The 13815-nt window shown below is 52.9% G+C and carries 13 protein-coding genes; all 13 read left to right on the forward strand.

Features of this window, described 5'->3' with window-relative positions:
• The first annotated feature begins 259 nt into the window (after positions 1-259).
• Positions 260-1021, forward strand: coding sequence for an IclR family transcriptional regulator (locus EYB31_RS26795; protein ID WP_131016513.1), 762 nt, complete (start codon positions 260-262; stop codon positions 1019-1021).
• A gap of 206 nt (positions 1022-1227) precedes the next feature.
• The gene (locus tag EYB31_RS26800; protein WP_131016514.1) at positions 1228-2154 is read left to right on the forward strand and encodes a dihydrodipicolinate synthase family protein; all 927 of its coding nucleotides are present in this window, start codon (positions 1228-1230) and stop codon (positions 2152-2154) included.
• A gap of 25 nt (positions 2155-2179) precedes the next feature.
• Complete coding sequence (locus EYB31_RS26805; RefSeq protein ID WP_131016515.1) at positions 2180-3031, forward strand: sugar phosphate isomerase/epimerase family protein; 852 nt, start codon at positions 2180-2182, stop codon at positions 3029-3031.
• A gap of 39 nt (positions 3032-3070) precedes the next feature.
• Entirely contained in the window at positions 3071-4345 is a 1275-nt protein-coding gene (locus tag EYB31_RS26810; protein WP_131016637.1) for an ABC transporter substrate-binding protein, read from the forward strand.
• A gap of 24 nt (positions 4346-4369) precedes the next feature.
• Positions 4370-5245: a carbohydrate ABC transporter permease gene (locus EYB31_RS26815; RefSeq protein ID WP_131016516.1), complete on the forward strand. Its 876-nt coding sequence runs from the start codon at positions 4370-4372 to the stop codon at positions 5243-5245.
• A 29-nt stretch (positions 5246-5274) separates the two neighbouring features.
• Entirely contained in the window at positions 5275-6099 is an 825-nt protein-coding gene (locus EYB31_RS26820; RefSeq protein WP_131016517.1) for a carbohydrate ABC transporter permease, read from the forward strand.
• Positions 6100-6130: 31 nt separating this feature from the next.
• Positions 6131-7126: a Gfo/Idh/MocA family protein gene (locus tag EYB31_RS26825; protein ID WP_131016518.1), complete on the forward strand. Its 996-nt coding sequence runs from the start codon at positions 6131-6133 to the stop codon at positions 7124-7126.
• A 31-nt stretch (positions 7127-7157) separates the two neighbouring features.
• On the forward strand, positions 7158-8285 hold the full coding sequence (locus EYB31_RS26830; protein ID WP_131016519.1) for a hypothetical protein: 1128 nt from the start codon (positions 7158-7160) through the stop codon (positions 8283-8285).
• 18 nt (positions 8286-8303) lie between these two features.
• Positions 8304-9407, forward strand: coding sequence for a mandelate racemase/muconate lactonizing enzyme family protein (locus EYB31_RS26835; RefSeq protein WP_131016520.1), 1104 nt, complete (start codon positions 8304-8306; stop codon positions 9405-9407).
• Between the two features lie 38 nt (positions 9408-9445).
• Positions 9446-10555 (forward strand): aldose 1-epimerase, encoded by a 1110-nt coding sequence (locus EYB31_RS26840; protein WP_131016521.1) that lies wholly within the window; start codon positions 9446-9448, stop codon positions 10553-10555.
• Entirely contained in the window at positions 10533-11345 is an 813-nt protein-coding gene (locus EYB31_RS26845; protein ID WP_131016522.1) for an SDR family NAD(P)-dependent oxidoreductase, read from the forward strand. The genes EYB31_RS26840 and EYB31_RS26845 overlap by 23 nt, the downstream gene beginning before the upstream one ends.
• Complete coding sequence (locus tag EYB31_RS26850; RefSeq protein ID WP_131016523.1) at positions 11342-12307, forward strand: MBL fold metallo-hydrolase; 966 nt, start codon at positions 11342-11344, stop codon at positions 12305-12307. The genes EYB31_RS26845 and EYB31_RS26850 overlap by 4 nt, the downstream gene beginning before the upstream one ends.
• 25 nt (positions 12308-12332) lie before the next feature.
• Positions 12333-13796 carry an NAD-dependent succinate-semialdehyde dehydrogenase gene (locus EYB31_RS26855; RefSeq protein WP_276322095.1) on the forward strand — a complete coding sequence of 488 codons (1464 nt, stop codon included), beginning with the start codon at positions 12333-12335 and terminating at the stop codon, positions 13794-13796.
• Positions 13797-13815 lie beyond the last annotated feature (19 nt).

Genomic DNA, 13815 nt, shown 5'->3' on the forward strand with positions numbered 1-13815 from the left:
GGATGCCGGGAGACCGGCATCCTTTTTGCATAGAGCAAGAGCGCTATAAGCCGCAATATTGTTCGAAAATAGCAGCGATTGTAAACTCGCCGCAACAGGGTATGGCGGATATGAATTTCCGCCATACCGAAGCTGATTTTCCGTCAGGTTCTTTTTATAAGTGAACACTCCGCTGTTTGCAATTCGAATAAAATGTGCTAATATGGACTAAATGTCCATATTTAGAACAATTTCTGCGGAATGATCGGAGGAACAACTGATGGAGAAGCTGGATCCATCCTTGAAGGCGTTGGAAATTATTGAAGCTTGCGGTCAAGCGGGCCCGGAAGGCTTGGGAGTGACGGAAATCGTTAATTTGACCGGATTAAGCAGAAGCACGGTGCATAGACTGGTTGCTTCTCTTGTTGATTCCTTGTATCTCAGAAGAGTAGGCACAAGCAAAAAGTTTAAACTCGGCTACCGGCTGCTTCGCTTGACGGATTCGTTAACGGGAGATTTGAAAATTAAGGATGTCGCTTCGCCTTATTTGCATCGGCTGTCGGAGATGACTCAGGAGGCTGTGCATCTTATACAAATGGACGGCAATTATGCCGTATATGTCGATAAAATCGACAGCCCCCAGCCTGTAGGACTGCTTTCGAAGGTGGGGACCAGGCTGATGCTGCATTGCACGGGCGCGGGCAAGGTGCTGCTGGCGGATTTAAGCCCGGAACGCAGAGAGCGGATTTTTCAGGATGTCGGGCTGCCTGCACAAACGCCCAATACGATAACGGATATCAATCAGCTGAATCACGAACTGGAAGTGATCAAAATACAAGGTTACTCCATGGACAGGATGGAAAACCGCGACGGCATTTATTGTATTGCCGGCCCTATATACAATCACCGCAAGGAAGTCGTAGCGGCCTTCAGCGTATCGGGGCCATCCTTCCGTTTTTCTTTAGATCAGCTTGACGACCACATTGACGATGTGAAAGAGACAACCAGATTGATCTCCGAGCAATTGGGTTGTCTAGGTTAAACCAATAGGCCCTTAGACTTCGAATTAGAAGGAATAAGGGTCTTTATTTCGTTTAGGGGCCGGAATGGAATTAAACGTGAAACTTGTGCAAAAAGCTGAAAGGGTTTGCAATAATGATTTACACTGGAAAATTGATGTGATATACTTTAAATGTATCAAATGAGAGATTTAATCCCATATTTGAAACAAAAAAGGAGGGTGGATGAATGGCGGCACAATCCAGCAACAAACATTCGTCACAAGGCTTACATGGAATCATTTCGGCTATGGTCACACCATTAAATACATCGGGCGACGATGTCGATCTGGAAGGTGTCAGCAGTTTGGTTCAGTTTTTGCTTGAGAAAGGCGTTCACGGTTTATTTCCGCTTGGCTCTACAGGGGAAGGGGTGCTGCTGACCGAGAAGGTCAGAATGAAAATGGCCGAGAAGGTTGTGCGGGAAGTGCAAGATCGCGTACCGGTTATTATTCATTCGGGGGCTTTCCGGGCGGAAGAGGTGATTCGTCTTGCCAAGCATGCGGAGGAAATCGGAGCGGACGGGGTATCCGTCATTCCCCCAAGCTATTACACGATGGATGAACAGGCACTGATGCAGTATTTTTCCGTGATTGCGGAGCAGCTGCAGACGTTCCCGGTATACTTGTACAACATTCCTTCCAACGCCAAAAATGCCATTTCCGTGTCCTTGTTTGCCAAGCTGTCGCAGCGGCATGCCAACATTCGCGGAATGAAAGAAAGCAGCATGGACTTCTCCAATTTTTACGAGCTGGTGCAGGCGGCTACACCGGAACAGGTAACTTTAATGGGCAACGACGACCAGATTTTCGCCGCACTTTGCATCGGCGGAAGCGGTGCGATTTCGGCCGGCTCAACGGCCGTTCCCGAACCTTATGTCGAACTGTACAAAGCGTTTCGTGCGGGAGACATGCAGATGGCGTTTTATTGGCAGACGATTTGCTCTAAGGTTAAGAAAATGCTGGTCAAATCTTGCCCTGTCGCTCCGCACAAAAAGGTGCTGCAGCTGCGCAATGTGATGGCCGACAAAGTCAGCCCTCCGCTGAGGCAATTAAATGACAAGGAGACGGCGGATTTGCAAAACTCCTTGCAAGGACTTGGGTATTTAAGCTGCTAGTTACGAATACGGAAGGGGAATCATTATGCGATTAGGGGTTTTATCCAGTGCGTTTGGCGTCAAATCGCTGCATGAATTAACAACGGCGATGCACCGGTACGGTTTTCGCACGACACAAGTGAACTTGAAATGGATCAACGATATCGATTCGTCGCCCGGCAAGCTGAGTACGGGTCTTGCCAACTATGTGGCGGAAACGTTTGACCTTCGCGGTATCCGCATTCCGTCATTGGGCTGTTACACCAATTTGATTCATCCGGATGAGACCGAGCGGAATAAAGGCATCCGCAGAATAAAGGAGCAAATCCGCTTTGCCAGAGATTTCGGCTCCAGCTCGGTAGCTACGGAAACGGGCACCTTAAATGTGGCAAACCAATTCGAAGGGCATGCCGGAAACCAAAGCGAAAGCAACTGGAAGCTGCTTTCGGACATCGTGTCCGAGCTGCTGGAAGAAGCGGAGAAATGGGGAGTTCATCTTGCGCTGGAAGGTTTTACGAAAAATGTGATCAACACGCCGGAACGGATGCAGCGTATGCTGGAGCAGTTTCCTTCCTCCCATCTCGGCATTGTCATGGACCCGTGCAATTATATCGATGAAACGAATATGGACCGGCAGGAAGCGGTGATGGACGATGCGTTTGAGCGGCTCGGCGACTCTATTTTGCTGGCGCACGCGAAAGATTACCGGATGGAGGACGGCCAAATGATCCAACCCGCCGCCGGAACCGGACTGCTCAATTACCCCCATTATTTGCAGCGTCTGCTGCAAAGCAAACCGCATATTCAGCTTTATTTGGAGCATGTACGCGAAGACCAGATGTTCCAATCTTTAGGTATCGTAAACAATCACCTGGGCAAGATAACCGCCAACAAGTAACAAATCAGTAATGATGTGAAAAATGGAGGGTTACCGATGATGAAAAAGGGAATAACAAGCGCTCTTGTTTTGATGGTTTCCGCTTCAATGCTGCTTGCGGCATGCGGCGGCGCAGCGGAGTCCAAAACCGATACGGGCGCGTCTGCCGGTAAAGGCGATAAAAAAGCGACGATTAATTTTGTGCATTGGCGCGGGGAAGATACGGAATCGTTCAAAAGCATTATCGCGAAGTTTGAGCAAGAAAATCCGAATATTCATGTCGACATGACGGTGTACAGCTCCGGGGACCCGTATACAAACGGTTTGCAAGCGCTCATTTTATCCGGAGAAGGCGCGGATGTGTTTGCGTCGGCCCCCGGCGCCCAGTTTACGAACCTGCTCAAATCGCAAACCTATGAAGATTTAACCAATGCTCCGCTGCTGAAAAACTTTTCCCCGGATTTGATCGAAGCGGGCAAGGCGGACGGCAAGCAATATGCGATCCCGTATCAGCTCGTATACAACGTGCCTGTTTACAATAAAGGCATGCTCGACAAGCTGGGACTCCAGCCTCCCAAAGATTGGGACGGATTTCTGGCGATGTGCCAAAAGCTGAAGGAGAGCGGTGTCACGCCGATCCTCTACGGATACGATGTAACGCCGGGACAGCTGATCAATACGCTGGTGATGAACAATATGCCTGACAAAGACGCATTCCCCAAATTTCAGACGGGCGCGGCCAAAGTGACGGACCCGTGGTTTGTCAAAACGCTGGAACAATTTAAAGTTTTGGTCGATAAAGAATATATCCAGAAAAATGCGACGGGCACCAAATATGAAGGCGCACTTGCTTTATTTGCTCAGGAGAAGGGGGCTATCCTTGCTGCCGGATCGTATGCGATGGCGACCATCGCCAAGCAAAACCCGAATATCGTTCAAGGTTTGCTTGCCCCGATCACGACATCTGCAGGCGATATGAAATATGAAGGAGTTCATACGACAACGTTTATGCTTGGCATCAACAAGAAATCCAAGTTCAAAGAGGAAGCCAAGAAGTTTGTGGAGTTTCTCACGAAACCCGAAATCGCTTCGCAATATGCTAACGATACAGGCCAGCTGCTTACGGTCAACAATGTGAAATACGAGTCCAAGGAATTGGGCGAGCAAGGCAAGTGGACAACAAAGAAAACCGTATTCCAGCCAAGGCTCACGATTACGAATAAAAAGGTGGAAACCGCCGTTAACGAATCGTTGAACCTGATCGTAAGCGGTGAAAGCGTGCAGAAGACGATTGCCGCCACACAAGCGGAAATCGACCGCAATGTGACGAAATAGGAGGTGAAAGGAGGGATAACTCATTTGAAGGCGAGAAGCGGCACATTATGGCTTTTTATTATTCCGGGTTTGCTGTTGTATTCCTTATTTTTTATCATCCCGGCGGTATCTTCGCTGCTGCTCAGCTTAACCGACTGGGACGGAATGACTTACAACTTCGATTGGGTTGGCCTCAAGCATTACGGCCATCTCGCCGAAGACCCGGTATTCGCCAAAGCGCTGGGCAACAATATCAAGTTCAGCTTAACCGTTGTGATCTGTCAGTTCGGATTATCGCTTTTTTTCGCAATTTTGGTCATGAAAAATACGAAATTAAACGTATTTTACCGGACCGTGTTTTTCTTTCCCACTGTCATCTCATCGGTATCGATAGGATTTACGTGGATGTTTGTATACGATCCGAATATCGGGTCGCTGAACATGCTGCTTCATTCGCTCGGTCTGGAGTCGCTGGCCCAATCCTGGCTGGGAGATCCGAAGCTGGCGATTTACAGCATTGCCTTTGTCCAGTTCTGGGGGCATACCGGCCAAGTCATGATTATATTTATCGCAGGTTTGCAGGCGATCCCGAAAGATTTGTACGAAGTCGCAAACATTGAAGGGGCAAGCAAGTGGAATACGTTTCGTTACGTCACCTGGCCGCTGCTGGCGCCTTCGGCCACAATCGTATTGGCTTATACGACGATCCAGTCGTTTAAATCGTTTGATCTTGTGATTGCTATGACGGACGGAGGACCTAACCACGCCAGCGAAATTTTATCTACGTTTATGTACCATGAGGCGTTTACGTACTTCAACTTCGGTTATGCGACAGCGGCCGCCGTTGTGCTGATGCTGATCATTATGGTCGTTACGTATAGTCAATTCCGGCTGCTCAAATCGGACCGCATCGTGTATTAAGCGCCTTTGCGCAAAGTGAGGTGAATACAATGAAACCGCTTGCAGGTCAAATCAGCAGGCAAGCCGCGTTGATCGCTTATGTGCTGATTGTGCTGCTGCCGTTTACCGTGATGTTTTTCGCGACTTTTAAATCGATGGCCGGGCTGTTTCAAGATCCGTTTGGCATCCCGAAATCGTTTGCACCCAGCAATTATATCGAATTGTTCCGCAAAGAAGACATGCTTGTTTATTTTAAAAACAGCGGGGTTGTCACGTTTGCTTCCGTTTGCTTCATCTTGTTTTTCTCGAGCATGGTCGCTTATGGCATCACCCGGATGCCGGGACGCAAGGCTGCGCTGCTGTTCGCCTTGTTTTCCTTGGGCATGACGATACCGTCCCAGACGAGCATTATCCCGCTGTACATTTTGATGTCGAAGCTGGGTTTGACCAATTCGCAGTTCGGCCTGATTCTTGTGGAGACGGCGTTTATTATCCCGATCGGCGTGTTTATATTAACAGGTTTTATGAAAACGATTCCGCAGGAATTGATCGAAGCGGCGCAGATGGACGGCGCTAACGAATGGTACATATACCAGCGGATCGCCATGCCGATCTCGCTGCCGTCGGTAGCTACTCTGGCTATTTTTGCGCTGATGATCGTTTGGAACAATTTGCTGCTGCCATTGCTGCTGCTGAAATCGAAATCGGTGAAAACGCTGCCCTTGAAGCTGCTGGAGTTCAAAGGCGAATATTTGACCAATTATCCCCAGCTTTTTGCCGCTGTTGTTGTGATTTCGATTCCGATGATCATCATGTATGTGTTTTTGCAAAGGTATTTTATTGAAGGCGTCACAGCGGGTTCCGTGAAAGGATAACAATAGGATAACCGAAAGGGGCGGATAATGGATGAGAGTCGTACAGGTTGGCGTAGGCAGCGCAACGTTCGGGAGGACATGGCGCAAAGGGTTAAAAGAAATCGCAGGGGTCGAGGTTGTCGGATTAATTGATGCCAGTCCGGTATTTTTGCAGGAAGCGCGTGAGTTTTTCGGTGTGCCGGAAGCATGCTGTGCGAGTTATGGAAGCAAGGAATTTTATGACCGCGTGCAGGCCGATTTTATAATCGATTCGACACCCCATGCTTTCCATTATAAAAATGCGCTGGAAGCGATGCGCTGCGGGCTTAACGTCATCGTTGTCAAACCGATGAGCGACACGGCAGCGACGGCGCAAACGATGGTAAACGAAGCGGCGCGTTTGGGCAGGAAACTTGTCATCGCCCAGCAAATCCGCTTTATGGAGCCGGTGCTGCAGCTGAAAAAGCTGATTGCGGACGGTGTCATTGGAGATATTGCCTACATTCAAGCGGACAGCTATTTTACAAGACAAGGGCCGGTCAGAGACAAGTGGTATCAGCCGCATCCGCTGCTGCTGGAATGTGCGATCCATCAGTTCGATTTGATCCGCTGGATGTCGGGGCTGGAGCCTGATTCCGTGATCGCCGACGCCTGGAACATGCCGTGGAATGAAGAGGTATGGGGCAAAAAAACCGCGATCGCCTTGTTTCAGATGAACAACGGCAGCCGGGCGTTATTCCGCGGCTTATCTACCGATCAGCCGGGAGAAAGTTATCCGGGACATTGGGAGATTGAAGGCACCAAAGGGGTGCTCAGTTTGATCAAGGGCAATATTTGGCTGAATGGGGAACGGATCTGGCCGGCTGAAGAGCAGCGTGAAGCGGCGCTTGATCTTTCGGCGTTGAATGCGGAGGTGCTGAAGGACGCTTTGGCTTATTTCGCCGGGGGCGAAACCCCCGTTCTGACAGGGGCCGATAATTTGAAAAGCCTGAAGATGGCTTTTGCTTGCATCGAGTCGTCGGAAAAAGGAAGCAGAATCCAATTGTAAAAAATAGCGCAAGCGAACAGGAGGCAACGGCATGTCGGCAGATCAACCAGCTACACGGCAAACCACAGATGATCAAGGGAAAGCGGCGGTCCATGAACCTTACAACGTGTCGCCCGGCGATTATAAGGGATACTTGCAGGAAGCGCGTAACCATGACCGCGATTTATGGGAAAACAACGGATGGGGCATCCGCTCCATCGAAGGCGAACATGACACGCTGATCTGGACGTCCCCGTACCATTTTCGTTCAAGACCGCAGAAGGGGCCATTTGCGTTTGAGGAAGCAAGTATTTTGCAAACAATGGTTGTTGACGTGCATTATACGAAAGAGCAGAAACGACAGATGAACGACAACGATTTTTACCTTACGGGCTGGAACGGCGTGGAGGACTTAAGGCCTCCGGGCGATCTGCAAATACGCAGTGAGGAGGACCGGACCGTTTGGGAAATCGGGGGCATGACTTACGAGGCGGCGCCGCCGGTTTGGAAAGTGCATGGCAAAGACCGCGCGATCGATTATGACTTTACGTTCAGGGCCAACGCTCCGGCTATCTGGATGACCGATCCGGCCAAAAGCGCTGTGGAAACCGGCGACCGCTGGCACATGATTTATGTGGATGCGGAGGGCAAGCTGGGGACGCCGGACAGAACGATACCGGTGTCGGGTATGGCTTGGCACGAACGGCATGTCCATCTGTCAACGACTTATGATCCGGCCTCCTTGCTTAAGGGCCGGGGGCTTGTGATCCACAATGCGTTTTCCCGCGATTTTCAGGTGTTTTTCCTGGCCCGCCCCGACCTGGGCGTATACCGGGCCAAGGTGATCAGCCCCGGCGGTCTTGTCGATTTCTTCGGCGAAAGCGAAATCAAGATGACGGTCGACCAGCATTGGACGGATCCGCGCAGCCGTTTTGAAATTCCGTGTGTTTGGACGATTGAGCTGGAGAACGCTCAGGGCAAGCTCAGCTTGCATGTCACCGGTTTTGCGCGCTCGTATTATTTATGGAACAATTTGCGCCGGGGCGTCAACGTATTGTATTGGTGGCTGGCGGAATCGACAGGCGAATGGACCGATAAGCGCACGCAAACAACAACAGCGATAACCGAGCTGAAACATGTCGTTCATGCGAACCGGACATTTTATCATTACTCCAAATAAGAAAGGCAGTGTGTTAGTGTGGAAGCGAAAATACGCGAGGTTCACGTATACGGAGTCAAAGTGCCGCGGAAAGGAACGTGGTCGCTGCATCGCGGCACGATTCCGACCCACTCGACGTTTACGCTGGTGAAGCTGGTGTCGGAGGACGGCGTTGTTGGCTGGGGGGAAGCGACCATCCCGTTTCCGACGCTCAAACCTTTAATCGAATATTATTTGACCGACCTGCTGATCGGCCGCGATGTGCTGAACATCGGACACATTCACGATGAAATCGACCGTGTGGAAATGATGGTGATGGAACGGATCGGCTTCTGGAACCCGGCAAGAGCGGCCATCGATATCGCCCTTCACGATATGAAGGGGAAATATCTCGGTTTGCCGGTTTCCCGGCTGCTCGGCAGCATTTACCGGGACCGCATTCCGATGATCAAAAATGTCGGAATCGGCGATGTGGCAAGTTCGGTGCAAATCGCCGAGCGGCTGGTCGGGGAAGGTTACCGTACGGTAAAAATCCGCGTTGGCGCCGATGAACGGCTGGATGTAGAGCGAATTACCGCGCTGCATAAACACCTGGGCCCGGAAATTCCGATTCGCGCCGACGCCAATCAGGCATGGAGCTTAAAGCAGGCCGCTTCGATCGTCAAACGGATGGAGCCGTACGGCCTGGAAAGCATCGAGCAGCCGCTCAAGCGCTGGGATATCGCCGGGGCCCGCGAATTAATGTCGCTGGTTGATGCACCGATTATGGCGGATGAAGGCTTCTGGACATTGGACGAAGCGATGGCGCTGATGCAAGGCAGGGCGGTCAACATCCTGCATCTGTATTTATCCAAATGCGGGGGATTGTATCCCGCGATGCAGATCGTGAATGCGGCCCGCGCTTTTGATGTCGACGTCACGCTTGGCGAGCGGCTGCCGCTTGGCATCTGCGAGGCGGCGGACGCCCATTTTGCCGCGGTTCTGCCGAAGCTGCAGTACCCTTGCGCGATCTCTTACGATCTCAATGAAGATGATTTGCTGACGCATTCGCTGCAAAGATCGGCCGGCTGCTTGCACTTGCCCGAAGGAGCGGGATTGGGCATTGAAGTCGATGAGCAGAAGGCAGCTTTTTATTCGGCTTAAAATGAAGAGGTTCGCCGAAACCAAAGGAGGCGATTGCCGTGAGCGGAACACCGCTTACCGGTCCTATGGACGCAAGCAGGATTAACAAAACGGATGAACCGGCAGTCTGCGAAACGGCGGACGTTTTGGGTTGCAAGGCGCTGCGGCTGCGATCCGGTCTCTATGAAGCGCTGCTTCTGCCCGAGCGCGGCGGAAACTTGATTTCATTCAGCCATACGGCGCGGAAAACGTATCGGTTTCTCCGTTCCCCGCGGCCCGATCAGGAGCAGGAATTTGCCGATAAGCCGTCCCGTTACGGCATTCCCGTATTGTTTCCGCCGAACCGGATCGACGGGGGCGTCTTCCAGGCAGCCGGCAAAACGTACCGTTTTCCCGTCAATGAACTAAACCTGAACAACCATATCCACGGCTTGTTTGTGCGTTCCCCATGGCAAGTGCTGGAGTGTGGAACGGCGGGGGATGAAGCTTATGCGGAAATCGGGCAGCGGGTCGACGAGTCGCATCCGGCTTATGAGCTGTTCCCGCATCGCTTCGAGTTCCGGATCCGTTATTCGCTGACCGGGGCGGGGCTTGCACAGCAAATACACATCCGTAATGACGGGGAAGAACCGATGCCGTGTATGCTTGGTTTTCATACGGCGTTTTGTTTTCCTTTCTCCGCAGACGGCAGGCCGGAAGATTACAAGGTGCATGTAACGATCGGCAGCCGCTGGGAGACCGATAAGCGAATGCTGCCTACGGGCAAGCTGCTTCCTTTAAGCGGGCACGATGAACTTGTTGCCGGCGAGGGAACCTCGCCGTTTGCCAAAGAATGGGCGGATTATTATACGGCCAACCCGCGCCGTACGGAAGAGGGGAAATGGAACAACAGGATGCATCTGACCGATGCAAAAATGAAGATCCGGCTTGTGTATGAGGTTGGCGGCCCATATAAGCAATGGGTTATTTGGAATGACTCGGCGGCCGGTGATTTTATTTGCGTGGAGCCGCAATCGTGTGCGGTGAATGGCGCCAATCTGGATATTCCGGCTGAGGAAAGCGGGCTTGTACTGCTGCAGCCGGGTGAGGTATGGGAAGCGGAAAGCCGGCTTTTCGCCGAGTTTGACATAAGGGAGAACGGCATCGATGACGGACAGTTTGAGCGATAAAGTAGTGATGGTAACGGGTTCGGCCAAAAGCATCGGCAAAGGCATTGCGTTGGAATTTGCCGGTCATGGCTGCAGCGTGATCATTGCCGACCGCGATGAAACGGCCGGCGAAGCAACCGCTGCGCAGATCAGAGCAAACGGCGGCAAAGCGCAATTCATCCGTATGGATTTGACGTCTCCGCGCGATATTGGACTTGCTGTCGAGCGGGCTGCGGCCGATAACGGGAAAATCGACATATTGATTAACAACGCGGCGGTGGTCGAGCCGCTTAAGCCTTTTCTGGAGCTGACGGAAGCGGACTGGAATACGGTGGTGGGCGGCAATGTGACCGGCACCTTTATGCTCAGCCAAGCGGCCGCCAAGCTGATGGTCCGCCATGATCAAGGCGGCGTGATTATTAATCTGCTGGCCATTCAAACGGAAAGCCCGCTGCCCGGATATGCGGCGTATTGCACAAGCAAAGGCGGCATGGAGGTGCTGACCCGGTCGATGGCGATCGAGCTGGCTCCGTACCGCATCCGCGTCAACGGCATTGCGCTTGGCGCGGTTTATGCGGATTCGGTTCGCCGCAATTTGCCCCAGGATCAATATCCGCCGGAGCTGGACGATTTCGAGAATGTGCCTCCCGAGCTGGACGCCGCGTCCGGTACGCTGGTCGGCCGGCTTGGCAGACCGTCTGACGTCGGCAAGCTGGCTGTTTTCCTGGCTTCGCCCGGCGCCGGTTTCTTGACCGGGGGCGTATACAGAGCGGACGGCGGCAGATTGATTAACAGGAGGCCGCAAGTATGAACCAGGCAGTGAATGGGCTGTACCGGATTCCTTGTCGGATCGGCAGCGACAAACCGCTTTATCAGCATGTGCTGGCAAACGGCGATACGGTATTATGGATCGACGCGGGCATCGCTTCTACGCCGGAGCAGGATATGTTCCCTTATTGGCATCGGCTTGCCGGCGAAGCGGTGGCGGAACAAACCCATCTGCTGGTCATCACCCATGCCGATGTCGATCATTACGGCGGCATGGCGGCGATGAGAAACAAGCTGCCGTTTTTGACCGCGATGGCCCACATCGCCGATGTGCCGTGGATTGCCGATACGGAGCGGATCATCGCCGAGCGGTACAACATGCATGCCGCTGACGGAATGGGACTAACTCCGGAGCGGATCGCCCAACTGAAAGAACGATCGGGCGGCGGCGGGCGCGTCGATACCGCTTTATCCGGCGGCGAAACGTTACAGCTTGACGAAGCGGGACAGTGGCGGCTGATCCATACGCCGGGCCATACGCCCGGCCATCTCATGTTGTGGGAAGAAAACGCCGCCTGCGCGGTGATCGGCGATGCCGCGCTGGGCCGGGGGCTGTTTAATACGACGGGCAAGCTGGTTGCTCCGCCTCCGTATTATGACTGCGCTGCTTATCGCCAAACGATTGAAACGATCCGAGAATTGCAGCCGGATATCGTATATACCTCGCATTTTCCGGTCATGGAGGGGGCGGCCATTCGGCGTTTTCTGAATGAAAGCCTAGATATGATGCGGCAGCTGGACCAAACGTTAAGGCTGCTGCCCAAATGCTGCGGGTATTCGCTGGGGGAACTTTGCCTGGAAACGGGAAGCCGTCTCGGTTATTGGCCGGAAACGGCCTGGGCCGGCTTAAGCGACCCGTTGTCCGCTCATCTGCAGGCGATGTTCCGCGAAGGAGCCGTTCGCGTGGAGGTTGAAAATGGCCGGCGGCAGTACTATTTTCAATAACAATGAACACGGGAGGTAGAACAATATGAAAGAAGCGGTCAAGATGGAAGTCGGCATGTACATCAACGGCGCCTGGGTGCAGTCCGTACAATCCGCCCGGCGGGAGATCAGAAATCCGGCCAACGGCCACGTTGTCGGCACCATTCCGGCTGCGACCGGAGAAGATGCCGCTTTGGCGGTTGATTATGCGCATGCGGCTTTCCCGTCCTGGTCCAAGATGACGGCAGGCGACCGGTCGGCCTTGCTCATCGAGGCGGGGGAAATAATAAAGCGGAGGAAACATGAAATTGCCGAAATATTAACGTTGGAGCAAGGCAAGCCGCTTGCCGAAGCGATCGGCGAAGTGACGATTGCCGCGGATTATCTCATCTGGTACGGGCAGGAGGCGCGGCGGATTTACGGGGAGACGATTCCGTCTTCCGCCGGCAACAAAAGGATTGTAGTCATTCGCCAGCCGATTGGCGTTGTCGCGGCGATTACGCCGTGGAATTTTCCAGCGTCGATGATCACTCGCAAAATCGGTCCGGCTTTGGCCGCAGGCTGCACCGTCGTGCTTAAACCGGCTGACGCGACGCCGCTCACGGCGGTCAAGCTGTTCGAAATTTTTGACGAATGCGGTTTTCCGCCCGGGGTCGTCAACCTTGTCACGGGCAAAGGCAGCGTGGTGGGCGCGGAGTGGCTAAGCAACAAAAAAGTGAGCAAAATCGCTTTTACCGGCTCGACCGAGGTAGGCAAAAAGCTGCTGGAAGCCGCGTCCGCACAGGTAAAACGGATGACGATGGAGCTTGGCGGACATGCGCCGTTTATCGTGTTTGACGACGCCAATCTGGATGAAGCGGTCGAGGCATGTATGGTAAGCAAATACCGCAACGCCGGACAAACGTGCATCTGCGCCAACCGCGTATATGTGCAGGAAGGTGTTGCGGAAGCTTTCACCGGCAAATTGCTGGAGAAGGTCAAGCAGCTGAAAATTGGCGACGGCATGGAGCCGGGAGTCGAAATCGGCCCGTTGATTAACGAGGAAGCTCGGGATAAGGTGCTGCAGCAAGTGGACGATGCGGTCGGCAAAGGAGCCGTTTTGCTGCATGGCGGCAAGAAGTGGGAGCCGGCTTCGGCAGAGCTGCGCTACGGGGCGTTCATCGAACCGACTTTGCTGGCCCATGTCGACAAGTCGATGGAGATTTGCCGCGAGGAAACGTTTGGTCCGGTCGCTCCGATTATTTCCTTCCGCACGGAAGAGGAGGTTTTGGCTGAGGCCAATTCACTGGAATACGGGCTCGCGGCTTATGCGTTTACGCAGGACCTCGGGCGTTCGATCCGCATATCCGAAGGTTTGCAGTACGGAATCGTCGGCATCAACGATGCGCTGCCAACGGTTGTTCAGGCCCCTTTTGGCGGCTGGAAGGAAAGCGGTTTGGGCAGCGAGGGCGGCCGGCAAGGCATGGACGGCTTTCTCGAAACCAAATATATTTCCGTGAAGATGGTGTAACTTCCGGACATGGTATATT

The sequence above is a fragment of the Paenibacillus thalictri genome (genome assembly GCF_004307995.1).
Lineage (GTDB): Bacteria > Bacillota > Bacilli > Paenibacillales > NBRC-103111 > Paenibacillus_AF > Paenibacillus_AF thalictri.

What these genes read in the sequence shown, in the direction of transcription:
- EYB31_RS26795 (WP_131016513.1), top strand. Translation starts at nt 260, where the DNA reads ATGGAGAAGCTGGATCCATCCTTGAAGGCGTTGGAAATTATTGAAGCT.
- EYB31_RS26800 (WP_131016514.1), top strand. Translation starts at nt 1,228, where the DNA reads ATGGCGGCACAATCCAGCAACAAACATTCGTCACAAGGCTTACATGGA.
- EYB31_RS26805 (WP_131016515.1), top strand. Translation starts at nt 2,180, where the DNA reads ATGCGATTAGGGGTTTTATCCAGTGCGTTTGGCGTCAAATCGCTGCAT.
- EYB31_RS26810 (WP_131016637.1), top strand. Translation starts at nt 3,071, where the DNA reads ATGAAAAAGGGAATAACAAGCGCTCTTGTTTTGATGGTTTCCGCTTCA.
- EYB31_RS26820 (WP_131016517.1), top strand. Translation starts at nt 5,275, where the DNA reads ATGAAACCGCTTGCAGGTCAAATCAGCAGGCAAGCCGCGTTGATCGCT.
- EYB31_RS26825 (WP_131016518.1), top strand. Translation starts at nt 6,131, where the DNA reads ATGAGAGTCGTACAGGTTGGCGTAGGCAGCGCAACGTTCGGGAGGACA.
- EYB31_RS26830 (WP_131016519.1), top strand. Translation starts at nt 7,158, where the DNA reads ATGTCGGCAGATCAACCAGCTACACGGCAAACCACAGATGATCAAGGG.
- EYB31_RS26845 (WP_131016522.1), top strand. Translation starts at nt 10,533, where the DNA reads ATGACGGACAGTTTGAGCGATAAAGTAGTGATGGTAACGGGTTCGGCC.
- EYB31_RS26850 (WP_131016523.1), top strand. Translation starts at nt 11,342, where the DNA reads ATGAACCAGGCAGTGAATGGGCTGTACCGGATTCCTTGTCGGATCGGC.
- EYB31_RS26855 (WP_276322095.1), top strand. Translation starts at nt 12,333, where the DNA reads ATGAAAGAAGCGGTCAAGATGGAAGTCGGCATGTACATCAACGGCGCC.